A 24,121-nucleotide genomic window follows, 5' to 3' on the forward strand; every position below is an offset into this window, starting at 1 on the left:
TTCAAAGACTGTGATATCAGTGCTATAGGGAAGAATTTGGGGATGTGAGGAATGTCAAATTTTGTCAAACGGAGATTAGGTAGTAAAGAAAAACGCGATGCCTACGGCGGGCTACGCCTACGCCACCGCAACAAATTAAACCGCCAGCCTTTAGGTTTACTATTGGTAGTATTGGCATGGAGTCTAGCAATGGGTTGGCTGTTGTCTGTAGCTAGCAACGTCCAAGGTGCTACCCCTAACGCAGAAATTGGCACTGTTGACGTAGTACCCGCACAATATCAGCTGGGTCAACAATTATATATAGAAAACTGCTCAACTTGTCATATCGCCTTACCACCAGCCGTATTACCTAGCCAAACCTGGAAAAATCTTTTAGAAGACTCCCAGCACTACGGCGCACAGCTACAACCTTTAATCGATCCGCCGCGCATTTTAATCTGGAGGTATCTGCAAACCTTCTCTCGTCCCCAACGCAAAGACGAAGAAACACCTTATCGCGTCAAAGATTCCCGTTATTTTAAAGCCTTACATCCCAAAGTCAAATTACCCCAGCCAATACAAATTAGTAGCTGTGTCAGCTGTCACCCCAGCGCCACCGACTATAATTACCGTCGCCTGAGTCCGGAAATGGAGAGTTCTCCGTAAGGGGACAATTGTAGAGACGCGATTAATCGCGTCTCTGCCCAATGCCCAATGCCCAATGCCCCATGCCCCATGCCCAATGAGTGTTAGGATCTGCAACAAAATCAGGTACATGGCAGATGAAAGCGATTGAAGTAACTGGAAAAATTGACGCTCAGGGAAACCTGATTTTAGATCAGCCAATTCAGGGAACAACTTACCCCCATCAAGTCAGAGTGATTGTATTAGTTCCAGAACCAGCAGAAGCAGAAGAGTTAGATCCTGACGATACACCAGTTGAGGAAATTAAAGCCAGCTTGAGGAGAGCCTTACAACAAGCGAAAATGGGACAAACTCTGCCAATTAGCGAGCTATGGGAAGGTATTGATGCAGAGTAATAACCATTAACAACTGACAACTGACAACTGACAATTGACCAATGGGTAAAATCGCTACTTGAGCATGGTGGGCGTTCTCTGCCTCAGCAGGGGGTGAAATGATACTATTAATAGAGTTCAAATATAAGATATGAAAATAAAACCAATCATTTAGTAAACTGGTTGGCCAGCCTTTTTGCTGTTTGTGAGTTAATTCTCATTTTATACCCATCAACAACCAACAGGGCTGGGTTGGGTTAAATTCTTATAATCTATGCCAAAACTTTAATTCCCATCCTCCTTTATTTAGTGCCATAACCTGCCATGCTAAAAAACTTGTTGGGCGATCCCAACGCTCGTAAACTTAAGAAATACCAACCTTACATTACGGAAATTAACCTCTTAGAGGAAGACATTAAAGCGCTTTCCGATGATGAGTTGAAAGGGAAAACAGGCGAGTTTAGACAGCGCCTTGCCAAAGGTGAAACCTTAGATGATATTCTGCCAGAAGCTTTTGCAGTAGTTCGGGAAGCAGGAAGGCGAGTCTTAGGCCTGCGGCACTTTGATGTCCAGATGCTAGGCGGTATTATTCTCCACACTGGGCAAATCGCGGAAATGAAAACCGGGGAAGGTAAAACCCTGGTGGCGACTTTGCCAAGTTATTTAAACGCCCTAACTGGCAAAGGTGTACATGTTATTACCGTAAACGATTACCTGGCACGTCGGGACGCGGAATGGATGGGTCAGGTGCATCGCTTTCTGGGATTGAGTGTAGGCTTGATTCAGGCGAACATGATACCCAGCGAACGCCAGAAAAACTATGAGTGTGATATTACCTATGTCACCAATAGTGAGGTAGGTTTTGACTACCTCCGGGATAACATGGCGACATCAATGGCAGATGTGGTGCAACGCCCCTTTAATTACTGCGTGATTGACGAAGTTGACTCAATTTTAGTTGATGAGGCGCGGACACCACTGATTATTTCTGGTCAGGTAGAAAGACCTACAGAAAAATATTTGCAAGCAGCCGAGATCGCCTTTAGCCTCAAAAAAGATGAGCATTATGAAGTTGACGAAAAAGCGCGGAACGTGCTGTTGACTGATGAAGGCTTTGCGGAAGCAGAAAATTTGTTGGGTGTAACAGATTTATTCGATCCGGAAGATCCTTGGGCGCACTTTGTCTTTAACGCGATTAAAGCTAAAGAACTTTTCCTCAAAGATGTGAACTATATCGTCCGTAACGGCGAAGTAGTCATCGTTGATGAATTTACCGGACGGGTGCTTCCCGGAAGACGCTGGAGTGATGGTTTGCACCAAGCCATTGAAGCTAAAGAACATGTAGACATTCAGCCGGAAACCCAAACCCTAGCGACAATTACCTATCAAAACCTGTTCTTGCTTTATCCCAAACTGGGGGGAATGACGGGAACAGCGAAGACAGAAGAAGCAGAGTTTGAAAAAATTTACAAGCTAGAAGTCACAATCATTCCCACCAACAGAATCAGAAAGCGCCAAGACTTGTCTGATATGGTATTTAAAACAGAACCAGGCAAATGGCAAGCGATCGCGCGGGAATGTGGCGAAATGCACCAACTCGGCAGACCTGTGTTAGTTGGTACTACCAGCGTCGAAAAATCTGAGTATCTCAGCCAACTGCTACGCCAAATGGAAATTCCCCACGAATTACTGAATGCGCGCCCGGAAAACGTAGAACGGGAAGCGGAAATTGTCGCCCAAGCAGGACGCAGAGGAGCAGTAACTATCGCCACAAACATGGCTGGTAGAGGTACTGATATCATCCTTGGTGGTAACTCCGAATATATGGCGCGGCTGAAACTGCGGGAATATTTTATGCCCCGGATTGTCCAGCCAGAAGATGAAGACACCTTTGGCGTGCAAAGGGCTTCAGGACTACCCACAGGAGGCGGCGGCGGACAAGGCTTTGTACCTGGGAAAAAAGTTAAGACTTGGAAAGCTTCGCCAGAAATTTTCCCCACCCAGTTATCAAAAGAAGCAGAACAGCAATTAAAAGAAGCTGTAGATTTGGCAGTGCGGGAATATGGCGATCGCAGTTTACCAGAATTAGAAGCAGAAGAAAAAGTTGCTGTGGCTGCTGAAAAAGCCCCCATTGACGACCCAGTCATTCAAAAATTGCGGGCGGCTTATAACCGAATTAAGGAAGAATACGAACAATTCACCCACCGCGAACATGACGAAGTGGTAGAATTAGGCGGATTGCACGTAATTGGTACAGAACGCCACGAATCTCGCCGGATTGACAACCAATTGCGCGGACGGGCGGGAAGACAGGGCGACCCTGGTTCCACCAGATTCTTCCTCAGTTTAGAAGATAACTTACTACGGATTTTCGGAGGCGATCGCGTTGCTGGTTTAATGAACGCCTTCAACGTCGAAGAAGATATGCCCATTGAATCGGGGATGTTAACCCGCAGTTTAGAAGGCGCACAGAAAAAAGTTGAAACCTACTACTACGACATCCGTAAACAGGTGTTTGAGTACGACGAGGTAATGAACAACCAACGCCGCGCCATCTACGCCGAACGCCGCCGGGTATTAGAAGGGCAAGATTTAAAAGAACAGGTAATTACCTACGCTGAAAAAACGATGGATGACATCGTTACTTACTACATCAACCCCGATTTGCCCTCAGAAGAGTGGGAATTGGATAAATTGGTGGAAAAAGTCAAGGAATTTGTCTATCTGCTAGCTGACTTACAACCAAGTCAATTAGAAGATATGGCGATCGCGGAAATTAAAGCTTTTCTCCACGAACAGGTAAGAATTGCCTACGACATGAAAGAAGCGCAAATTGACCAAATTCAGCCAGGATTAATGCGCCAAGCTGAACGCTTCTTTATTTTGCAACGCATTGATACCCTGTGGCGCGAACACCTGCAACAAATGGATGCACTGCGCGAATCTGTAGGTTTGCGCGGTTACGGTCAAAAAGACCCGTTAATTGAGTACAAGAGCGAAGGTTATGAACTCTTCTTGGATATGATGGTCAACATCCGCCGAGATGTAGTTTACTCCTTGTTCATGTTCCAACCCCAGCCGCAGCCGATGGTGCAGACTTCCTCGGAGATGGTGTAATTAAGTTCAGAACATATTTATTTAAAACCAAAAAGCAAAGGTACTGAGTTATAGTGCCTTTGCTTTTTTTTACCAAAAAATTGCATATCTTCCGATCCGCCAGAGATATATATTTTTTGATGACAGGGTTTTTGGCAAAAAAGCCAGCAAATCCATCAACAGGGAAAAAATGAGGCAACTCTGCTCATCATAATTTGGCCTATCAGCAACAGAAGTTATGCGTTATTACCGAATCATTTTGATTGCCTTTATCAGTTTTTTGGTCGTAATTTCACCAACTTTTCCCCAGAATTTATCAATCTTGTTTTCTGGAACCCAGGTATTAGCGCAAACACCCAACCAGAAAACAACTATTGCTGCATCAGGAAGCTTTATTGATTACTTTGCGGAAGAAAGGCAATTTAAAGGACATGAGGGTAGTGTTAACAGCGCCAATTTTAGCTATGATGGTCAACGCATAGTCACCGCAGGTAGTGACGGAACCGCCCGGATATGGGATTTTTCGGGTAAAGAATTGCTGGTATTACAAGGGCATCAAGGTACTGTGCGCAGTGCTAATTTTAGCCCTGATGGACAGTTGATTGTGACTGCATCTTTTGATGGTACTGCTCGGGTGTGGAATAATTCTGGGCAACAGTTAGCTGAACTTAAAGGACATCAGGGTAATGTTAACAGCGCCAATTTTAGCCCGGATGGGAAAAGGATTGTCACGGCTGGTGCCGATCAAACTGTACGGATTTGGGATATCTCAGGAAAGCAGTTAGCGGAATTTAAAGGACATGAAGGAAGTGTTTACAGTGTCAATTTTAGTCCCGATGGGCAGAGAATTGTCACGGCTGCGGCTGATAAAACGGCGCGTGTTTGGGATTTATCGGGTAAGGTTTTGGCGCAGTTGCAAGGGCATACGGATACAGTCTGGAGTGCGAATTTTAGCCCAGATGGTCAGCGCATAGTTACCGCATCTGATGATAAAACGGCGCGGGTGTGGGATTTATCAGGTAAAGTGTTGGCTGAGTTAAAAGGGCATAGTGATAGTGTATACAGCGCCAGCTTTAGTCCTGATGGGCAGAAGATAGTTACAGCGTCCGTGGACAAAACAGCTTTGATTTGGGATTCCACGGGGAAGTTGGTAGGGAAATTACCAGGACATCAGGGGGGTGTAAATAGTGTTGGGTTTAGCGCTGATGGCAAGTTCATTGTTAGCGCTGCCAATGATGGTAATACAAAAATATGGAATATGAGTACTAAGTTGCTCAGGGAATTACCCGGACAACGCTATCTCAGTTTTAGCTCAAATGGGCAATATATTCTCACTGTATCTGATGAAAAAATTCTGCAAGTGTGGAATATTGATGGCACAGTACTAGCAGAATTCAAAAGTCAAGATAATGTTATTTATGGCAAATTCAGCCCAGATACTAAGTTAATTGTTACTCTGTCTGAAACAACCACACAAGTATGGGACATTAAGGGCAAATTAATCAGCCAATCTAAGCATGATAATACTATTAATAAAGCTATTTTCAGTCCTGATAGTCAATGCCTAGTCACGACTGGTGACTATAACCAAATCAGTCAAATATGGGACATGAAGGGGAAATTACTAGCTGAACTTGAACATGATAGAACTGACAGTACTAGTTTAATAGGAAACAGTGTCACTTTTAGTTTAGATGGTCAGTATATTATGATCATATCTGGTAATACTGTAGCCAAAGTCTGGGATATCAATGGTAAGCTAATTTCAGAGATTAAAGATCCAGAAAGTTATATTAATCGTGCCAATTTTAGTCCTGACAATAAGCTAATTATTACTACGGCACATGAGCTAGATATTGCCCGGATATGGAATATTAATGGTAAGCTTATTACCCAACTTAAACATGATACTTTTGTAAAAGATGCCATGTTTAGTCCTGATGGGCAGATGATTTTGACCGCAGATGAACAAGTAAGAATATGGGATCTCAAAGGTAAACTCGTTACCAAAATCCCACAGCCTAATGCTAATGCTTTTTTTCATTTAAATTCTGAGGGCAAATTAATTATTATCACATCTACAGAAGAAACTACACGATTTTGGGATATTTCTGGCAAGATGTTAAGAGAACTAGTAGGAAGTTATCCTAAGTTTAGCGCTGATAGAAATTGGACAATCACTTCTGGATACAATACTGTAAAAGTTTGGAATACATCAGGTCAGTTGCTAACTGATATTAATGGTTTTAATAGTGATATCTTGGATGTCAGTATAAGTCCAGATGCCAGACAAGTGGCGATCGCATCAGATAATATTGGTGTCTGGTATCTAGCTGCTAAACAATCACCCCAAATTCAGAATCCTGTAAACCCTGTGCCCCTGATACCAAACTCTAATTCAATTACATCGCATTTTCCTACGGTTGCTGATAACGTAGATTTTAGTTTCGATGGAAAAAAACTACTTACAATAGCCGAAGAAACTATTCTTGAAGTGTGGGATATTTCTGGCAATCTGTTAGCCGAACTTAAAAAATCATCATATTCTTTAAGAAAAGCTCACTTTAGCCCAAACGCTAAACAAGTTCTTGTCATATTCTTGGACAATGCTGCTATTTGGGATATTTCAAGTAACAATTTAGTTGAATTAAAGGGTCATACAGATGCAATTATTGATGCTACTTGGAGTCAGAATGGAAAGTTGATTGTTACCACATCTAAAGATGGGACAACACGTTTATGGGATACAACTGGTAAACAAATAGTAGTTTTAGAAAAGCAGGATGGTTTTTTATATAGTGTAAGTTTCAGTCAAGATGGACAGCAGATTTTGACTGCAACAGACAAGGCAATTCGCCTGTGGCATTTGTCAGGTAAACAAATAGCAGAAATCAAGGAGGGGGCTGCAAACGCTTATCTTAGTCAAGATGGAAAGCGGATTATCAGCACATTAAATTATGGCACTGCAAAGGTGTGGGATATTTCAGGTAAGCTGCTGTTTGAACTAGGAGAAAAGAACACCGGTTATGTTAATGATGTGTTTTTAAGCCCGGATGGACAGCGAATTGTAATTGCATCAAAGAGCAGGGATATTTGTGTTTGGGACAACACAGGAAAATTACTAGCTAGATTTGAAAAAGAAAATATGATAAATAAACCATACAATTATAGTTTTAGTCAAGACGGACAGCGCATAGCCATTGTCTTAGAAAATGCTGTAGAAGTATGGGATTTATCTGGTAAATTGCTCTTGAATTTCCAAGCCGAAGGCGGAAAAATTGATAGTTTTGCACAAGCTACTTTAAGCGCAGATGGACAAAGTATTGCGATCGCATATTCTGAAGATCCTGCTCGGGTTTTCGATATGTCTGGAAAACAGCTAGCAATTCTGCAAGGACGCTCGAGTAGTGTTAATGATGCCAATTTCAGTCAAGACGGTAAATATGTTGTGACTGCATCATCTGACAAAATCGCCCGCGTTTGGGATATTTCGGGGAATTTATTAACAGAACTTAAAGGACATCTTAGCAGTATTAATAGTGCAAGTTTTAGCCCTGATGGTAAGCTAATTGTCACGACATCTGCTAATAGTTCGGCTCGGATTTGGGATATTTCTGGTAAACAACTATCTCTGCTCAAAGGAGAGAACGATTTTATATCAAATCAAGCTATTGGTTCTAGTGTTGCTAGTGCCAGCTTTAGCCCTGATGGAAAATTTATTTTTACCGTAGATGACAACCTATCGTATGTGCAATTGTGGACTAATACAGGTAAATTGGTAATGTCGACTTCAGATATTTACCAAATTCAAAATGTTAGGTTTAGTTTAGATAGTAAGCGGATTATGGTAACAGGATCTTCCCATATATATGTATGGGATATTTCCGGTAAAATGATAGCTAAAATTCGTATTCCTAAAGGTCAGTTAAATACTTATAGGCTTATTAGTATTAGCCCAGATGAACAGCATGTTATCCTCTATTCCTGGGTACTCCGGCTGGGTTTTTATTCCACTAATGCCCGTTTATGGGTAGCTAGTTTATCCAATGCTCAACCGTTAGTCGAGTTAAAAGGGCATCAAGGTTACGTGAACGAAGCCAACTTTAGTGCAGATAGTCAAAAAATTATTGCCACATCTAATAATACTGCTCGTGTTTGGGATTTGTCAGGGAAGCTATTAACGGAATTCAAAGGACATCAAGGTAATGTTACAAGTGCAAACTTTAGTTCAGATGGCAACAAAATTGTGACATCATCAGATGATGGTACTGCTCGTATATGGGACAATTCTGGTAAACAATTAGTTGTACTAAGTTTATCTCAAATCTCTTCTTCCCCAAAAGTTGCAGCCGACAGATTACGCGATTTAGAATTTTACGCTCCCAACTGCGCCCAAGCATTTGAACCGTGGCAAAAAGCGCTTAAAATCTATCAAGAAATATCCGATCGCGAAAACCAAGCTATCATCCTGGAAAAACTGGGAAATGCTTACTATTGTCTCAGCGATTACACCAATGCTATTAATTCCTATACTCAAGCATCAAGCATTGCCCAACAACAAAATTACCCAGAAATCCAAGCCAGAAATCTCTCCAATATCGGCAGCGTTTACAATTCTTTAGCTGATTATGAACCAGCAATTAAATCTTACGCAGAAGCATTAAAACTTCTCCAACAACAAAATACTCGACTCAAAGCAGAAATTCTCCGAGGGCGAGGTAATGTTTATAATTCCCAAGGTAAATATCACGAAGCTATTCAAGATTATTCGCAAGCATTAGCCATTGAGGAGAAGTGGAGAAATGCTGCTGGTATAGCCAAAAATAAAGTCAATCTGGCAAATATTTATTATGCTTTGGGTGACTACTCAAAAGCTATTCAATATTACAAAGAAACTCTAGATGCAACCCCCAGCGAATCTTTAGCCGGTTTAGGAAATACTTATCTTTCTCTCGGTGATACCGTCAAAGCAATTGAATTGCACAATCAAAGCTTGGCGAAAGCAAGACAAATTGAAGACAAAGAAGCAGAAGGTAACGCACTAAATAATTTAGCTTATGCTTTGATGAAAGCCAATAATCTTCCAGAAGCAGAGAAAAATCTCTTGGGAACTATAAAAATTTGGGAATCTCTGCGTGCTGGGTTAAATGATGCTAATAAAGTTTCTATCTTTGAAAAACAATCTCGCACCTATCGCCTACTGCAAGAAGTTTTAATTGCTCAAAATAAAATTAATCAGGCCTTAGAAATTTCTGAACGGGGTCGTTCTCGTGCTTTTGTGGAATTGCTCTCAAGGCGTTTATCTCCCAACCCAACACAACAATCAAGTATTACTCCGCCAAATATTGAGCAGATTAAACAAATAGCTAAATCACAAAATGCGACTTTGGTGCAATATTCAATTGTTAATCAAGAAGATAAACAACAAATAAAAGAATCAGAAATTTATATTTGGGTAGTGAAACCCACAGGTGAAGTTGCATTTCATCGCCAAGATATCAAGGCGTTATTGCAAACAGAAAATAAAACTTTAGCCCAATTAGTTGATATGTCCCGACTATCTATAGGGGTGAGAAGTCGCGCAGGTGGAATTATCGCCGCCGCAGCTGATGGTGCAAATCAAACCAAACGCTTACAACAACTGCATGATTTGTTAATTAAACCGATCGCAAACCAGCTACCCAGCAACCCCAGCGATCGCATTATTTTCATTCCCCAAGGTTCCCTGTTCTTGGTTCCGTTCCCCGCATTGCAAGACGCCCAAAATAAATACTTGGTAGAAAAACACACAATTCTTACTGCGCCATCGATTCAACTACTAGATTTTACACGCCAGCAAAAACAAGCACAGCCAGCTAAATCAGCTTCTCTAGCAAATTTAGTGGTGGGTAATCCTACCATGCCTTTTGTATCCCTTGTGCCAGGAGAAAAACCCCAACAGCTACCACCTTTAAAGGGTGCAGAAGAAGAAGCAAAAGCGATCGCACCTCTACTCAACACCAAAGCGATTACAGGTTCTCAAGCAACAGAAACAGCGATCGCCCAAAAAATGACCCAATCACGTATCATTCATTTAGCAACACATGGATTCTTTGATGATTTACGCGGTTTGGGAAGTGCTATAGCCCTTGCACCCGCAGGTAAAGATGATGGTTTATTAACTGCGGAAGAAATTTTGGATTTGAAACTACAAGCTGAACTCGTGGTTCTTAGCGCCTGCGATACTGGACGAGGAAAAATCACAGGGGATGGAGTAATTGGTTTATCTCGGTCTTTTATCAGCGCAGGTGTACCTAGCATTGTAGTTTCTCTCTGGCAAGTACCCGATACACCAACGGCATCTTTAATGACTGAGTTTTATCAAAACTTAAGTAAAAATCATGATAAAGCTGCTGCCTTAAGACAAGCGATGCTAACTACGATCAAGACCCACCCCGACCCTGTAAATTGGGCGGCATTTACTTTAATTGGCGAAGTCAATTGAATTTTTACCCTTGCTGTCAGCATACTTTGTGTACTTCGCGTCTACCCTGCGGGTTCTCCTTTGGAGTATGCGGTTCGTTTTTTTAACCCTCATAAATTTTACGACAGACCACTAGCTAGATAAAATTACTGAAATTCAAGCAATGAAAAAGGCACAACAATGTTGTGCCTTAACTATCCTCTGCAACTCCAAAAAATAAAATCTACTGTACAGTCCCTAGAATTAACTAGGGCGTTGCTCAGTTAACACCTGATATGCATAATTGAAATCATCAGTAGTAATACGGATGTCTGTAGGTGTTGTTTGTCCTTGAGAACGGAAACGGCGAATCGCCTCAACAGCCGCTTGATTGCACAGCAATGTTAAGTCTGCACCATTCCAACCTTTGGTCATCTCTGCCCAATATTCCAAATCCACATCTTGTAGTGGTCTTCCTTGGCTATGAACCTTTAAGATTGACAGACGGCTACCTAAATCTGGTAAATCGACTTTCATCTGTAAATCTAAGCGTCCAGCGCGTAATAAAGCCGGATCTAGAGTATCAGGTCGATTTGTCGCCCCAATTACTAAGATAGTGGTTCCTACTTGTAAGCCATCTAATTCTGTGAGTAATTGACCAACTACGCGATCGCTTACTCCCGAATCTCCATTGTAACTGCCTCTAGCGGGAGCCAAGGTATCAATTTCATCAATAAATACTACACAGGGGTCGGCTTGTCTGGCTTTCGCAAACAATTCTCGCACAGCTTGTTCGCTAGCTCCTACCCAACGGCTGAGTAATTCTGGCCCGTTGACACCAATAAAATTCGCCCTGGCTTGAGAAGCTACAGCTTTAGCTAACAAAGTCTTACCTGTTCCCGGAGGCCCCCACAGTAAAATTCCTTTCGGTGCTAAAGCTTTGGTTTGCAAATACAATTCCGGATACAGTAACGCCCCTTCTACCGATTCACGCAGCGTTTGCTTAATTGTCTCCAAACCACCAATATCTTCCCAAGCCACATGGGGAACTTCAACTTCCACACTCCGCAATACCGCCGGCTTGATTTCTTTCAGCGCTTGCAAAAAGTCAGACTGACACACCGTCATATTGTCTGGAATTTTTTCGTCAATCGAAGGTACGTGACGGCGCAACGCTGTATAAGCAGCTTTTTGACATACAGCCTTCAAATCAGCCCCGACAAAGCCCACAGCCCGTTCAGCAATGAAATCCAAGTCAACCGTATTATCTAAAGGCATAGCACGGGTGAGAATTTGCAGAATTTCCTTGCGTCCGTTGCAATCGGGGATGCGAAACTGAACTTCTCTATCAAATCGACCCGGACGGCGCAAAGCCGGGTCAAGATGGTCGGGGCGATTAGTCGCCGCTAAAACAATCACACCTTGGCTTTGAGAAAAACCATCCATCAAGCTTAATAACTGCGCCACTAGACGTTTTTCTACTTCCCCTTCTACCGCACTCCGGTCGGGAGCCAAACTATCAATTTCATCGATAAATATAATACAGGGAGCATTTTTCGCTGCCTTTTCAAAAATACCTCGCAGTCGTTGTTCCGCTTCACCGTAATATTTACTGATGACTTCCGGGCCGACGAGGGCGATATAGTTCACCCCCAATTCTTCTGCTAAAGCGCGGGCGGTGAGGGTTTTACCAGTTCCCGGAGGCCCCACCAACAACACGCCTCGCGTGGGTTCTAGACCTAGTTTTGCCAAGAGGTCGGGACGTTTTAAGGGGATAGCAATCAGTTCTTTGAGTTCTTTAAGAACTTCACCCAATCCACCCACATCTTTAAGACTATGATCGGAAGGTGCATTAGGTGGCACAATCGGGTCAGATGGGGCGCTGCTACCACCGCCACCGCCACCGCCACCACCTCCAGAATTAGCCGACGGTTGAGTGCGGAAGCGGCTAGTACCCACATCATTAGCCATATTATTCGGACGGGGCACATTCCCATATCGGGGAATACTGCTCATCGGACGAGAATTTATTTGTACATCCGTCTTAATCTCGCCCTTTTCTACCTTTTCTTCCAGAGTTTTGACTAACTCTAATAACTGTTCAAAACCCTTAAACAACTCACTCATAAAATACCTCGATAGTTGACTCCCAAATCCCGCGATTTCTTTGGCGAAATTTAGCTGTTATGTGCAATTAATTCCTCGAATTCAAATAACAGATGGGCTGCACATTGAATTCTCGTCAGTGGCTCTACAGAACGGGGTAAGCGCGGTAAGCGAATAATCGTTTGTTTGGGAAATAAGCTTCCCTCTACTTCCGCTTCTGGACTGTAGCGATTCTGTACCACATAACGTTGATTAACTCCCATCTTTGCCAAGGATTCTGTTAATCTTATGTGTTCGGCAATAATTGCTGCTTCTGCTTGAATTACACCAATAAATTGAGTTTCCTGGGGATTTTTTAATTTCTTTTGCGCCTGGACAACTTGTTGACGTAAACCCCGCAACCGCCCAATTACATCCACATGACCCAAAACATTTTGATATTTCATCCACAGCTTAAATATCCATGTTAACCAATCTCCTAAAGCTGATGGCATTTCCAAAAAGCGCAGTAGATGGCCTGTAGGTGCTGTATCTAAAATAATCAAGTCTTCTTGGTTGCTGCTTAATAAATCCATCACCGTAACTAGAGATAATATCTCATCAATTCCCGGTAAAGCTTGCGACATAATTTGTCGCCAAGCCTCTGGTAAATAAGCAACATTTACTGTCGAATCTGTTTGCGTTCCTTCTCCACTAATCATATCTGCTAATTCCCACAGATAATCAGCACGAAATTGGTCTAAAACTCTAGTTTCATCAACTTCTTGCGCGCTCAAATTAGGAGTTAACATCATCGGCTCATGTCCTAAGGTTTGCCCAAAAGCATCACCTAAAGAATGAGCCGGATCTATGGAAATGACGCGAATATTTTTTTGGGGATAATGTTGCGCACAAGCCCAAGCAACTGCTGCTGCTACTGTTGTTTTACCTACACCTCCTTTACCACCAACAATAATCAGTTGACATCCTTCCGCCAAAAAATCGCTAAAACTTGGTAGGATTTTATTTGGCCATTGGATGATTGGTGGTGGTGCAAGTTCCACAGTATTGATAGTTTGAATTTGGTTAGCCAAACTATCTAACAACATCCCACCTAAGGGCAGTACTTGCTGTTGGGGAAGAGTGAAAACAGGTTTGTCAGGTGCTATTTTTAAGTATTGAGCGAGTAAATTTTGCTGCTCGGCATAACGGTCTTTATCGAGAGTATCTGCTGTCAAAAGCCGATTGATAAACAATCCAGCATAGGGAATTTCTAATTCTTTTAAACTAACTAAAAAGCGTTCAGTTTCTAAAAATGACATCGGCTCAGAAACTGCTACCACTAAACAGCCGGTAAAATTTTCATCTTGCAGTAAGCGTCTGCCCTCTGCTAGTTGAAATTTCATATCAACTAAAAAATCATCAACCTCATCTGCTTTATAATTACCCTTAAAAGTTGTGGTAATTACACGATGTTTTTCTTGAAATAATTCAAAGGAATTTAAAATAACATCTAGAAAGTCTTTTAAGCGTAATAAATTTAATGTGTGCCCCGAAGGAGCCATATCTAGAACAATCCGATCTACTTTCTTTTCCGAAAGCAGTCGTTGAATTTCTAACAACCCCATGAGTTCATTTAACCCAGGCCAGTTTAAATCCCAAACTGGTGCTAAATCTTCACCGTCGGCTAAACTACCACGTTCTACTAATAATTCTAAAAAGTGACTATATTTGGCTTTAAATTCTAACAGCAGTTTTTGTGCATCTAATGCTTGAACGCTCAAGTTAGGTAAATCGTTTACAGGTAAAGCATTATCTGTGACTTCTGTGAGTAAAACATCGCCTAAAGAATGAGCCGGATCTGTAGAAATTAATAAAATTCTTTCGTCGGGAAATTTTCTCGCCCAATACCGGGCAAAACTGCAAGAAATGGTAGTTTTACCAACCCCACCTTTGCCGCTAAACATGACTAAATTTAGAGAATCGTAGTTTTTCATCATCCACCTATAAATTCCCAGTAAAACTTGTAAATCATCTTTAAACGAAATGGTAGGGAGGTAGAGCTTCTCCTAAGCAGAGATCCCAAGATGGGCAAGCAGATTGCCAAGTATAAAATTGCTCTAAAAATGCAGATTTATCTTGGTCGTTAACTAAAATATAAATCCGAATTTCTTCGCCTTTGTTCTGCACAATTGCCGAAGATTGATAAATTTCTGTAATTACATTAATCAGACTGGATTTTTCATCAGTCTGGGAAATTAAGAAAGTTTTTTGCTGTTCAAAATGCTGTTTCTTGGCTAAAAAATAATCTCTACCTCCGCCTACAGCCGCTCTGACAGGTTCTTTAAAAGTTTGAGGTATGAGTCTTAAACTATATTCAGTTTTACCTTGAATATGCTCTAATTTTTCTCGATATTCCCGATTGTGAACTTCTATATGGTTAAGTAATATTGCTTGAGAACTAAAAGAAGTGCCAAAACGCAAAGGTAAAACTGTAGTTTGCTCAAATAGTTCGCGAATCACGCGATCGTGAGTTAAGACCATTTTGATAACTTCTTCATCATTATCTTGCACTGATTCTAAAGATATTCCTTGTTCCACAACGGCGGAAATACCTGCACCATGAATTAAGCCTAATTTTCCTAAATTACCTATTGGTAAATTTAAAGATACATCAGGATTTTTCAAAAAAGCATAAGTGTAAAGATTTAACGATTCCATTGTTATCGATGTATTTAAAAAAGTGAGATTTTTGTTAACTTCGTTAATATTTATAGCACCCATAATTACCTGAAAACAAAATAATAAATTATTATTTTTTAGACTTTACAACCTGATTTTGTTAGTTATAATACAAACAATTGTTCAGGTAAAATCAATGAAACATCTTCGTAATCGCGGTTCTATTAGACCTAAAGTAACTACTATGCCACGGAGTAAATCGGAAGCTTCTAATCAGTTAGAACTTTATAAACTGGTGACCGAACAGCAAAGAATTAAGCAAGAGCTACAGTTTATAGAGCAGAGAACCGTAATGTTAAAACAACGTTTGGGTACACTCAAGAATCAGATAGCAGACGCAGAACAAAATATTCAAAAGTTACGCCAATCCGATCCTCGCCATTCTCACTTACCCAAGCGTCCTAATATCTTTTTTGAAGCTAAAAATTATCAAGCATTTGAGATTGAATATTAATGTTTATAGCTTCACTACATAATTAAACTATTAACCCGCAGAAGCGGGTTTTTAATTTAATATCAACATTAAGTTATGTCGGCAAATGATTAGGGTGATAAGACGAGATTTTCATTATCTTCATATTGGTTCTTCTCCCGAAGTGCTTCTGCGAAGACTTTAGCATCTTCAGGTACGGGTATAAAGTAAGTCTCTTCTAATTCTTCCTGTTCATCTTCTTCATTTTCTTCAGCTGCTAAAGCTGCTGCTTCTAATTGAGCTTCTTCTTCTAAAGCTTGAATTTTCAGCAGAAGTTCTTCCTCTCTTTCTTCAAATTCTTCTTCAGAAAGTTCGCCAATATCAAAGGAAAGTTGCAAACTTAATAATTGTTTATGTAAATTTTCTTGAGCGTCAAATTCAGTATTAGTGCGTTCTTGAATTTGTTCGCCAATCCACATTAGTCCATTGATTGGCCCCATGACGGGAAATAATAAAAGCTTGCCAAGCATAAGATTTTCTCCAATTATGATATCTGAGCAAATGTATAAGGTGCAGTAAAATTATTGTAACGAATACGTAGACGGTTACTAAATTGCCGATCGACAGCTTCTACACGTTCGCTAAATTGAGATTCGTTATCCCAAGGAATCAAAAATGCAGCGTTGTAAATCATTTCTTCCGTCATTGGTTCGCTTTCAATCACATCATGGGCTAGAGGCTTGAGTTCGTTAAAGAACGCTTGAATTACAGATTCTTTACGGAGTTTTAAATTGGCTTCAATTAATTGACCAATTTCAATGACTTCATCCATACTCAGGTTTTTACCTTCCATGCGATCGCGCTTTTGCTTCAATTCTAGATTGGCATCCATCATTGCTTGCAATTCAGCTTTCGTATCCCACAGAATCTTAATACTTACTTCTCGCTTTCCTGCCAATTTTTGGAATAGTTCGCGCAATTGTCTTTCGCAGGGTTTAATAAGTTGTGTAACTACCGTTTCCCAATTTTTGACAACTAATCCAAACCGTAAAGGTAGCAAGGTGCGGAAGCCTTCCTGCATTGCTTGTTCTAAAACTTTTTCATGGCTAATTAAATTCTTGCGGGAAGCCAAATATTTTTCTTGTTTAGCATCGGAATATAAAAAGGTAAAACCTTCAATCACTTCGCTGTGAACAGGCTGAGAATCTAAGCCTTTGAGACTAATTGTAGAAGGGATAGGATCGGAAAAAATACCGTACAAATAAAGACCAGCATCCATAACAAAAAATTACTTTGTAATTACAAAGGTTTTGAGGTTAACACTACGCGCAATTTAGCGTGAATCAGATTGAGTTGGGCAACACCTAAATCTATTTCCCCGTCTACAACAATTCCCGTATTTAATAGACGGTCTAATAGTTCTAGGATAGAGGGAGAAGTTCCTGTTTCCCCTGGATAGTACGATCCAGCAGTTGGTAACAGACTACCAAGTTCTCCTAAATGAATATTTAAGTCTGCTGGATCGATTTCAAAGATTTGACACAAATTTAAAACTTGTTCTTCTAACTTTTGCAAACTTTCTGCAGCTCGCTCTAAGTCAGATTCCGTCAGGCACTCCTGTTCCATTCGGCGAATTACTTGAGCTTCCATCAGCTGACGTATTAGTTCCACTACAGTTAATAGTAAGGGAACTAATCCGGCTTGATTATTAGCTTGAGAATTGGTAGCTACCAAGTCGTTGGAATTTTCAACTGGAGTGCAGGCCATTGCCATGATGCCACCTTTGGTTAATTGCTTTTTTGAGTAAACTCAGTCTAGTCATCAAGTTGAGAATTTATTGGCAATGGCAAATTTTCTGCATCGCTATGTTCGCGCTCTTCAGCTTTGACTGTGAATAATTCCGGCTTCTTGCTATTAGCCGCAGTCAGCGCTTTTAGTTGCGCTTCTAAACTCGCCAGCCGTTGCTGAAGTTCTTGATTTTCCTCAACTAAATGTTGATTCTTGCTACTGAGATAAGGGTCATTTTCCCACCAATTAATACCAAGTTCCTTGGCTTTATCGACGGAGGAAATTAATAAGCGAATCCGAATATGCAGCAGTTCGGTGGAAGCGATAGATACAGAAATATCACCAGCAATCACAATGCCCTTATCTAACACTCGTTCTAGAATGTCTGCCAAGGTAGAACCTTGGGTAGATGTGGTAATTGCTCGACTAGAGTTAGATTGAGGGCGTTGTGGCAGGATGGGTGTAGTAGTCACGATGAATTAGACTCTTGAATGAGATAAAGACTGTCTTGGGCGAGCAAGTATTAATTGGGATTGTCGCTTAAGAGGGTTTCGTCGAGGGTAACTGGTTCAGCGAGTGCTTCTTTTTGTGGCTCGATTTCACCACTGATTTCTTCTTCCGCAACATCATAAGGATCGCTACGATCAACCTGCTCTACCGATTGTGATTGCACGTGTAAGTGGTTGAGTAATTGCAAAAACAAAGTTGTAGCTTCGCTAGCAGATAAGTTTGTGCGGTTAAACAGCACATCTGCACAAATTTCGCGAAAATCGGAATTTTCGGGAGCCACTAAAATCTCGTGTTCCGCACACACTTTAGCAACCATTAAACAAGAACGCAAGCCGGAAGTTTTTTCACCACCAGTAGCGGCGCGGAATGCTTTGACTAAACGCACAACCAACAGCGCCGATTCACGATTGAGACCTGTTTTATGGGTTAAAATTTCGGTTTGAGTTTGCTCATCTGGTTCTGGCATATTAATTGTTACCAGTCGATCCATTAAAGCATCTTGAGTTGAGTGAACTCCACAGTATTCTTCGGGATTAGAAGTGAAGATAGCCCGGAATTTAGGATGAACATGCAAATATTCGGGCTGATTGCTGCTAGGAGGTAAAGTGAGGATTTTTTCTTCTAAAGCTGAAAGTAAGACGTTATTAACTTCAGGCCGCGAACGGTTAAATTCGTCATAGACTAAGGTTAAACCTTCCCGACAAGCTAAAGTTAGGCGAGAATCAACCCAATTTTGCTTGAGTTCGTCTTCAACTTTGAGAACATTGTGAATGTAATTATCTAATAATTTTTTGTGAGTATAACCAGATTCACTACCGATTAAATCAGAACTCTTAAATTCGTCATCCCCGAAAATCAACATGATTGGTCGATCTAGACAGTTGGCTAGATGCATGGCTAGAGTCGTTTTTCCTGTTCCGGCTGGCCCCCGTAGGTGAATTGCAAATCCTGATGTGAGATAACGCAGCGCACGAATGGCTACTTGCTCAATCGCAGGTGTAACTACAAACTGGCCAGGACGGACACGAAGAACGGCTCTTTTTTTATGATTTTCGGTAGTATTCATAATGTTGTTGATGATGGGCAGAAAAATTTCCAAAAATAACAGAAATTAGATGCTATTTATGCATCTGTGTGCTACGATAGAAGAACAAACTATAAATAACCCTCTAGTCGATTGTTTGGATAATTGATACTCGATAGAGTTATATATTGTTCACTGATAGAAGAGAGGTAAAAATAGGTTCTCAGTACTGGTTACTGAAGCCTTGTCATCAGTGACAATATGTGTTATTTATATTTCGTGCTAAAACTCATTGTTGAATTTGACTACCCCCTGGTCTTACCAGTTTGTACCTGGAAGATTAGGGGGTTTTACTATTGGCCCCGTTCTTCAACAGATAAACTCCGTTTGTTCGGAACTTTGATTAACCAATAGAGATGCCAAAAACGCTAGCGAACAAATCTTGACGGAATTGTTGTAGTTCCTCTCTTTGCGCTTTAGCTTGGTCCATTCTTTCTTTAGCTGTGTCAGTTAAGAAATCATGGGTTGTTTGCTCAAGATTTTGATGGAACTCGTACAATTGACGGGCTTGTTCTTTAGCCTGCGCCATTCTTTCTTTAGCAGTTTCTGTCAAAAACTCTTCAGTGTTTTGTTCCAGTTCCTGATGGAATTGGTACAGATTTTCTGCTTGTGCTTTAGCTTGCGCCATTCTTTCTTTAGCAGTTTCTGTCAAAAACTCTTCGGTGTCTTGTTGCAAATCCTGATGGAATTGGTGCAGATTTTCTGCTTGCTCTTTAGCTTGCGCTTTTCTTTGAGCTGTGGTCACGGACAAGAATTCTTGAGTATCTTTAAATAGTTGAGCTACTTCCCCAGCTATTCCTTGATGCTCTTGCCGGATTCTTACCATTAAAGGAGTCATGAGGTTCTCCGCAATACAACTAAATCATGATTAATGAACTACATTCACTAAGTCTCAATATTTAGTGAATGTAGTCGAAGGAATATCTGCTCTCTTCCTTTTATCTTGGGATTAGCTTGGTCGGAGCAAATCCAGATAATTAGAAAAAAGCAGAATAAACATCAGAATCTCAACCCAAAAATTCTGATTTTAAATACTGCTTAAGTAATTAAGCAGGTACTGCGGCTGACTGAGTTAGACCAACAGCTTCTGCATACTTCAAGTATGTTTCAACAGAAGCGATAACGATCCGAGCTTCAATAGCTAATAATTCAATACCTACCAAAGAAACACGTACCCAAGCATCTACAACGATACCTTTATCTAGGATACGATCGATAACTTCTGCCAAGCTGGAGGAAGAATTGGTTTTTTCGACTGCCATTTGATTGCACCTTTAATTGGTTATGGTTTACGTTTGATTTAGACAAGGGTTAGACAATAGAATTAGTTAGTTACTAATTCTATTGTTGTGCGAACTACTTAATAATTAAGCAGGTACTGCAGCTGATTGAGTTAGACCAACAGCTTCTGCATATTTCAAGTAGGTTTCTACGGAAGCGATAACGATCCGAGCTTCAATAGCTAGTAATTCAATACCTACTAAAGAAACACGTACCCAAGCGTCTACAACGATACCTTTATCTAAGATGCGATCGATAACTTCTGCCAAGCTGGAGGAAGAATTGGTTTTTTCAACTGCCATTTTCTTGTACCTTAACTCATTGTTGTTGTTTATAAGATTGATTCGCTTGCGCTGCTCTCAATCTCTAAAACTATACTATTAACCTATTTGGCAAATGTAAAGAGGATTACATCGCAAATGCTGTAAACAAATATGACATTGAGCGAAAAGTAGATACGCATGTTTGTTTAAATTGTATGCTTTACTTTCCTTTAAAACACTTACCATGCAAGAATTTGTTGTTTTTTGAGCGATATTGTTCGTTTTGTATATTTTATGTATAAATTAGAATTTTTTAGTCAAGTGCAAAAGTAGATACAAGTCATTGATATATAGCAATCTAGTGAGGCAATTTCAGTGATAATACGGATACAAAATAGTCGGCTGCATGAAATAGGATGATGGCAACAATTATCGTTGTCTAGCAAATATGTTTAAGGAAGCAAATCCAGATCCAGTCCGGCAAGAAGCGTTAGCTGGCTTAATAGCTCATTTGGTACAACAAGGGAATGAACCTAAATATGCTCAATTGATGGCAACTTCAATTATTTTTCAGACAGATTTAGATTTAAGGAATGCCCAGATGGCTAGCCTTTTAACTTGGCTACAACAGGAGCATAATGATATCTATTCTTCTGCTGTGAGCGTCGTGGAAAAAACCCGGGCAGACTTTGAGAACCGAGTGCAACGTGGTTAAGTGAAGTCTCTATTTACTAGTGCGATCGCTAGAGATTAGTTGCACAATGTTGAAGAATTATTGGAAATGAAACTTAGTCAAGCATAGCCATTTTCAATTATGTAGAATATGCATCTTTTATGGGAGCGCAACGGTTGTTGCGCTCCTACTGTTTTTGGGGAGATGGCGATGAAATGGCTGATAAACTCAACTAAAGAATAAGTTGAGATAGGAACTAAGGTTGATAGGATAGGAAAAAACCAAAGATATTGGCCGTACTGGAAATTTGTTGTTTGCTATGACTAGTCTCGAAATTGCTTCTCCCCTAATTGCGATCGCGCAAAAAACTCGCGCTGCTGCAAGTAAGTTAGCTGTTCTCTCGACAGAGGCGAAAAACCAAGCCATTGAAGCGATCGCCCAAGCTTTAGAATCAGCAACGGATGACATCTTAAAAGCCAATCTTGCTGATTGTGAAGTTGCGACTGCTGATGGCATTGCCAAACCATTATATAAACGCTTGCAGTTAGATGCCCATAAATTAAGAGATGCGATCGCGGGAGTGAGAGATGTTGGTAAGCTAGCCGATCCAGTCGGGAAAGTCCAAATTCACCGAGAAATCGACACAGGCTTAATCCTCAAGCGGATTAGCTGTCCTTTGGGAGTTTTGGGAATTATTTTTGAAGCGCGTCCCGAAGCCGCAATTCAAATTGTCTCTTTGGCGATAAAATCAGGTAATGGCGTCATTCTCAAAGGTGGTAAAGAAGCAATACGTTCTTGCGAGGTAATTGTCAAAGCAATTAAGCAAGGTTTAGCAGACACGGCTGTCAATCCAGATGCAGTTCAGTTGCTGACAACTAGAGAAGAAACCTTAGAACTGTTGAATTTAGATAAATATGTAGATTTAATTATTCCCAGAGGTTCCAACGCTTTTGTCCGCTTCGTCCAAGACAATACCCGGATTCCTGTACTCGGCCATGCTGATGGTATTTGTCATATATATATAGATAGAGCTGGGGAACTGGAAAAAGCCGTTAACATTACTGTGGATGCGAAAACTCAATATCCAGCAGCTTGTAATGCGATTGAAACCTTACTAGTTCATGCTGATATTGCTGGTGAATTCCTCCCGAAAATTGCCACTGCTTTGCAAGCACATCATGTAGAACTCAGGGGAGATGAACGCAGCATCAAGATTTTGCATCAAATTACCAATGCTACAGAGCAAGATTGGGAGACAGAATACAGCGATTTGATTTTAGCAATTAAAATAGTCGATTCTTTAGAAGATGCGATCGCTCATATTAACGAATATGGTTCACGCCATACAGAAGCAATTGTCACCGAAGATTTAGCGGCGGCGGAAACCTTCTTAGGATTAGTAAATGCAGCCGGAGTTTATCACAACTGTTCTACCCGCTTTGCTGATGGCTTCCGCTACGGCTTTGGCGCAGAAGTAGGTATTAGTACTCAACAAATGCCCCCTAGAGGCCCCGTTGGCTTAGAAGGCTTAATTACCTATAAATATCAGATGACAGGGGATGGTCATATTGTCACTACCTACACTGGCGCGAATGCTAAATCATTTACCCATCGGGATTTAGATTAGGGTATGGGGCATTGGGCATGGGGCAACAGTCAACAGTCAACAGTCAATAGTCAACAGTCAACAGTCAACAGTCAACAGTCAACAGTCAACAGTCAACAGTCAACAGTCAACAGTCAATAGTAATTTTTCTCCCTTGTCTCCCTTGTCCTCCTTGTCCCCCTGCTCTCCCTAGCCCCTAGCCCCTAGCCCCTAGCCCCTACTTAATCTTCGTCTCCTCTGCGCCTGTATAACCAGTTGCCACCCAAAGGATTGCTCTTGCGCCATCGCGGAAAGTTTTTTCTATAGGTTCCGATGTATTTTTTGAGGGAACGGGTACAGCTTTAAATTCAATTCCTCGGCTACCTAAAACAATTTCCGCAATGACACAAGCACGCCGCATGTGGAATTCAGAGGTGATTAAATAAACACTCTTGATGCCACGAGCTTGCAAATCATCTACCAACGTTGTAAAATTAGTAACTGTATCTACAGCTTCATAATCTAAGTTCAAACGCTCAGGATCTACTCCTGCTTTAGTAAATACCTTTTGCGTCGATCTAGGTGGACTGCCACCACTAATCCAAATTGGTAAATTCGGATGCTCTTTGGCAAAATCGGCTGTAAACTTCTCTCGTTCTAAATTTTTTGTGGAACCACCTAATACTAATACTGCTTGGGGTTGAACGATTTGGTTTTTGACTTCCTTGTATCCTAACCACATGAGTAGCGGTAGGGCACAAGCCATAAAGCGGAAAGATTTACCTGTAAACAATAGCTTATTCAAGGCTCTATTACTTAGTCTACTGAATCCAAATTTCTCTAACTAGAAGAAAAAATAATGATGTCAAGCAGCAGAGTTTCCCAAAAATCTACCCAAAAAAGAATTTAGGGATTTTTTTGGTAACCGCTCAATGAATTTGCGTTCGATACATGGGATTTTGTTGCCTCTGTTGATAAAAGTAGAAGCTCTTGACCCTGATATTTTAGATTACTTCTTCCTTTACTCGCAGTCTAGAGAGTTGAGGTAGGAGAGGTTTATCGAACTTAGATTCTATTTAAAGGCGTTTTAACACTTTCTGTGTAAATTGTCGATGTCCTATCCTACCTTGTATCGGTACTTGGTTTCTAGTCTGCTGATACT

19 protein-coding genes are annotated in these 24,121 nt (G+C 40.9%); 7 read left to right on the top strand and 12 right to left on the bottom strand.

What is annotated here, in order from left to right:
- The first annotated feature begins 51 nt into the window (after positions 1-51).
- From H6G08_RS22085 to H6G08_RS22100, 4 genes are all read left to right on the top strand, one after another.
- Entirely contained in the window at positions 52-645 is a 594-nt protein-coding gene (locus H6G08_RS22085) for a diheme cytochrome c (protein ID WP_190546785.1), read from the top strand.
- A gap of 116 nt (positions 646-761) precedes the next feature.
- Complete coding sequence (locus tag H6G08_RS22090; protein ID WP_096646024.1) at positions 762-1,019, top strand: type II toxin-antitoxin system RelN family antitoxin; 258 nt, start codon at positions 762-764, stop codon at positions 1,017-1,019.
- A gap of 303 nt (positions 1,020-1,322) precedes the next feature.
- Positions 1,323-4,115 (top strand): preprotein translocase subunit SecA, encoded by a 2,793-nt coding sequence (gene secA / locus H6G08_RS22095; protein ID WP_190546787.1) that lies wholly within the window; start codon positions 1,323-1,325, stop codon positions 4,113-4,115.
- A gap of 301 nt (positions 4,116-4,416) precedes the next feature.
- The gene (locus tag H6G08_RS22100; protein ID WP_242046234.1) at positions 4,417-10,578 is read left to right on the top strand and encodes a CHAT domain-containing protein; all 6,162 of its coding nucleotides are present in this window, start codon (positions 4,417-4,419) and stop codon (positions 10,576-10,578) included.
- Positions 10,579-10,800: 222 nt separating this feature from the next.
- On the opposite strand, the gene H6G08_RS22105 is transcribed toward H6G08_RS22100, so the two are convergent.
- Genes H6G08_RS22105 through H6G08_RS22115 form a run of 3 tightly spaced genes read right to left on the bottom strand, consistent with a single transcriptional unit; the run spans position 10,801 to position 15,342 of the window.
- Entirely contained in the window at positions 10,801-12,663 is a 1,863-nt protein-coding gene (locus H6G08_RS22105) for an AAA family ATPase (RefSeq protein WP_190546792.1), read from the bottom strand.
- Between the two features lie 50 nt (positions 12,664-12,713).
- Positions 12,714-14,621 carry an ArsA family ATPase gene (locus tag H6G08_RS22110; protein WP_199322691.1) on the bottom strand — a complete coding sequence of 636 codons (1,908 nt, stop codon included), beginning with the start codon at positions 14,619-14,621 and terminating at the stop codon, positions 12,714-12,716.
- Positions 14,622-14,658: 37 nt separating this feature from the next.
- Entirely contained in the window at positions 14,659-15,342 is a 684-nt protein-coding gene (locus H6G08_RS22115) for a GvpL/GvpF family gas vesicle protein (protein ID WP_190546794.1), read from the bottom strand.
- A gap of 157 nt (positions 15,343-15,499) precedes the next feature.
- Here H6G08_RS22115 and H6G08_RS22120 point away from each other — a divergent pair, with 157 nt between their 5' ends.
- Entirely contained in the window at positions 15,500-15,817 is a 318-nt protein-coding gene (locus H6G08_RS22120; protein WP_190546796.1) for a gas vesicle protein, read from the top strand.
- Positions 15,818-15,906: 89 nt separating this feature from the next.
- Here the strand turns inward: H6G08_RS22120 and H6G08_RS22125 are convergent, their stop codons facing one another.
- From H6G08_RS22125 to gvpA (H6G08_RS22160), 8 genes are all read right to left on the bottom strand, one after another.
- Positions 15,907-16,305, bottom strand: coding sequence for a gas vesicle protein GvpG (locus tag H6G08_RS22125; RefSeq protein ID WP_190546798.1), 399 nt, complete (start codon positions 16,303-16,305; stop codon positions 15,907-15,909).
- Positions 16,306-16,319: 14 nt separating this feature from the next.
- Positions 16,320-17,054 (bottom strand): gas vesicle protein GvpF, encoded by a 735-nt coding sequence (gene gvpF, locus H6G08_RS22130; protein ID WP_190546800.1) that lies wholly within the window; start codon positions 17,052-17,054, stop codon positions 16,320-16,322.
- 20 nt (positions 17,055-17,074) lie between these two features.
- A complete protein-coding gene (locus H6G08_RS22135) occupies positions 17,075-17,542 on the bottom strand; it encodes a gas vesicle protein K (RefSeq protein ID WP_199322694.1) in 468 nt (155 codons plus the stop codon).
- Positions 17,543-17,589: 47 nt separating this feature from the next.
- Positions 17,590-18,036, bottom strand: coding sequence for a gas vesicle protein (locus H6G08_RS22140; RefSeq protein WP_190546804.1), 447 nt, complete (start codon positions 18,034-18,036; stop codon positions 17,590-17,592).
- 50 nt (positions 18,037-18,086) lie between these two features.
- A complete protein-coding gene (gene gvpN / locus H6G08_RS22145) occupies positions 18,087-19,139 on the bottom strand; it encodes a gas vesicle protein GvpN (protein WP_242046235.1) in 1,053 nt (350 codons plus the stop codon).
- Positions 19,140-19,500: 361 nt separating this feature from the next.
- The gene (gvpC, locus tag H6G08_RS22150) at positions 19,501-19,995 is read right to left on the bottom strand and encodes a gas vesicle protein GvpC (RefSeq protein WP_190546806.1); all 495 of its coding nucleotides are present in this window, start codon (positions 19,993-19,995) and stop codon (positions 19,501-19,503) included.
- A gap of 208 nt (positions 19,996-20,203) precedes the next feature.
- Complete coding sequence (gene gvpA / locus H6G08_RS22155) at positions 20,204-20,419, bottom strand: gas vesicle structural protein GvpA (RefSeq protein ID WP_045871251.1); 216 nt, start codon at positions 20,417-20,419, stop codon at positions 20,204-20,206.
- 105 nt (positions 20,420-20,524) lie between these two features.
- Positions 20,525-20,740 (bottom strand): gas vesicle structural protein GvpA, encoded by a 216-nt coding sequence (gene gvpA / locus H6G08_RS22160; protein ID WP_045871251.1) that lies wholly within the window; start codon positions 20,738-20,740, stop codon positions 20,525-20,527.
- Positions 20,741-21,149: 409 nt separating this feature from the next.
- On the opposite strand from gvpA (H6G08_RS22160), the gene H6G08_RS22165 reads away from it, so the two are divergent.
- Together H6G08_RS22165 and H6G08_RS22170 are read left to right on the top strand one after the other, a co-directional pair.
- Positions 21,150-21,416: a hypothetical protein gene (locus H6G08_RS22165; protein ID WP_190546807.1), complete on the top strand. Its 267-nt coding sequence runs from the start codon at positions 21,150-21,152 to the stop codon at positions 21,414-21,416.
- 277 nt (positions 21,417-21,693) lie between these two features.
- The gene (locus H6G08_RS22170; RefSeq protein WP_190546810.1) at positions 21,694-23,001 is read left to right on the top strand and encodes a glutamate-5-semialdehyde dehydrogenase; all 1,308 of its coding nucleotides are present in this window, start codon (positions 21,694-21,696) and stop codon (positions 22,999-23,001) included.
- A gap of 196 nt (positions 23,002-23,197) precedes the next feature.
- On the opposite strand, the gene H6G08_RS22175 is transcribed toward H6G08_RS22170, so the two are convergent.
- Complete coding sequence (locus tag H6G08_RS22175; RefSeq protein WP_190546856.1) at positions 23,198-23,725, bottom strand: YdcF family protein; 528 nt, start codon at positions 23,723-23,725, stop codon at positions 23,198-23,200.
- Between the last annotated feature and the right edge of the window lie 396 nt (positions 23,726-24,121).

Source organism: Calothrix anomala FACHB-343, from assembly GCF_014696435.1.
GTDB lineage: Bacteria > Cyanobacteriota > Cyanobacteriia > Cyanobacteriales > Nostocaceae > Aulosira > Aulosira anomala_A.

What these genes read in the sequence shown, in the direction of transcription:
- H6G08_RS22085 (WP_190546785.1), top strand. Translation starts at nt 52, where the DNA reads ATGTCAAATTTTGTCAAACGGAGATTAGGTAGTAAAGAAAAACGCGAT.
- H6G08_RS22090 (WP_096646024.1), top strand. Translation starts at nt 762, where the DNA reads ATGAAAGCGATTGAAGTAACTGGAAAAATTGACGCTCAGGGAAACCTG.
- secA (WP_190546787.1), top strand. Translation starts at nt 1,323, where the DNA reads ATGCTAAAAAACTTGTTGGGCGATCCCAACGCTCGTAAACTTAAGAAA.
- H6G08_RS22105 (WP_190546792.1), bottom strand. Translation starts at nt 12,663, where the DNA reads ATGAGTGAGTTGTTTAAGGGTTTTGAACAGTTATTAGAGTTAGTCAAA.
- H6G08_RS22110 (WP_199322691.1), bottom strand. Translation starts at nt 14,621, where the DNA reads ATGATGAAAAACTACGATTCTCTAAATTTAGTCATGTTTAGCGGCAAA.
- H6G08_RS22115 (WP_190546794.1), bottom strand. Translation starts at nt 15,342, where the DNA reads ATGGAATCGTTAAATCTTTACACTTATGCTTTTTTGAAAAATCCTGAT.
- H6G08_RS22120 (WP_190546796.1), top strand. Translation starts at nt 15,500, where the DNA reads ATGAAACATCTTCGTAATCGCGGTTCTATTAGACCTAAAGTAACTACT.
- H6G08_RS22125 (WP_190546798.1), bottom strand. Translation starts at nt 16,305, where the DNA reads ATGCTTGGCAAGCTTTTATTATTTCCCGTCATGGGGCCAATCAATGGA.
- gvpF (WP_190546800.1), bottom strand. Translation starts at nt 17,054, where the DNA reads ATGGATGCTGGTCTTTATTTGTACGGTATTTTTTCCGATCCTATCCCT.
- H6G08_RS22135 (WP_199322694.1), bottom strand. Translation starts at nt 17,542, where the DNA reads ATGGCCTGCACTCCAGTTGAAAATTCCAACGACTTGGTAGCTACCAAT.
- gvpN (WP_242046235.1), bottom strand. Translation starts at nt 19,139, where the DNA reads ATGAATACTACCGAAAATCATAAAAAAAGAGCCGTTCTTCGTGTCCGT.
- gvpC (WP_190546806.1), bottom strand. Translation starts at nt 19,995, where the DNA reads ATGACTCCTTTAATGGTAAGAATCCGGCAAGAGCATCAAGGAATAGCT.
- gvpA (WP_045871251.1), bottom strand. Translation starts at nt 20,419, where the DNA reads ATGGCAGTCGAAAAAACCAATTCTTCCTCCAGCTTGGCAGAAGTTATC.
- gvpA (WP_045871251.1), bottom strand. Translation starts at nt 20,740, where the DNA reads ATGGCAGTTGAAAAAACCAATTCTTCCTCCAGCTTGGCAGAAGTTATC.
- H6G08_RS22165 (WP_190546807.1), top strand. Translation starts at nt 21,150, where the DNA reads ATGTTTAAGGAAGCAAATCCAGATCCAGTCCGGCAAGAAGCGTTAGCT.
- H6G08_RS22170 (WP_190546810.1), top strand. Translation starts at nt 21,694, where the DNA reads ATGACTAGTCTCGAAATTGCTTCTCCCCTAATTGCGATCGCGCAAAAA.
- H6G08_RS22175 (WP_190546856.1), bottom strand. Translation starts at nt 23,725, where the DNA reads ATGGCTTGTGCCCTACCGCTACTCATGTGGTTAGGATACAAGGAAGTC.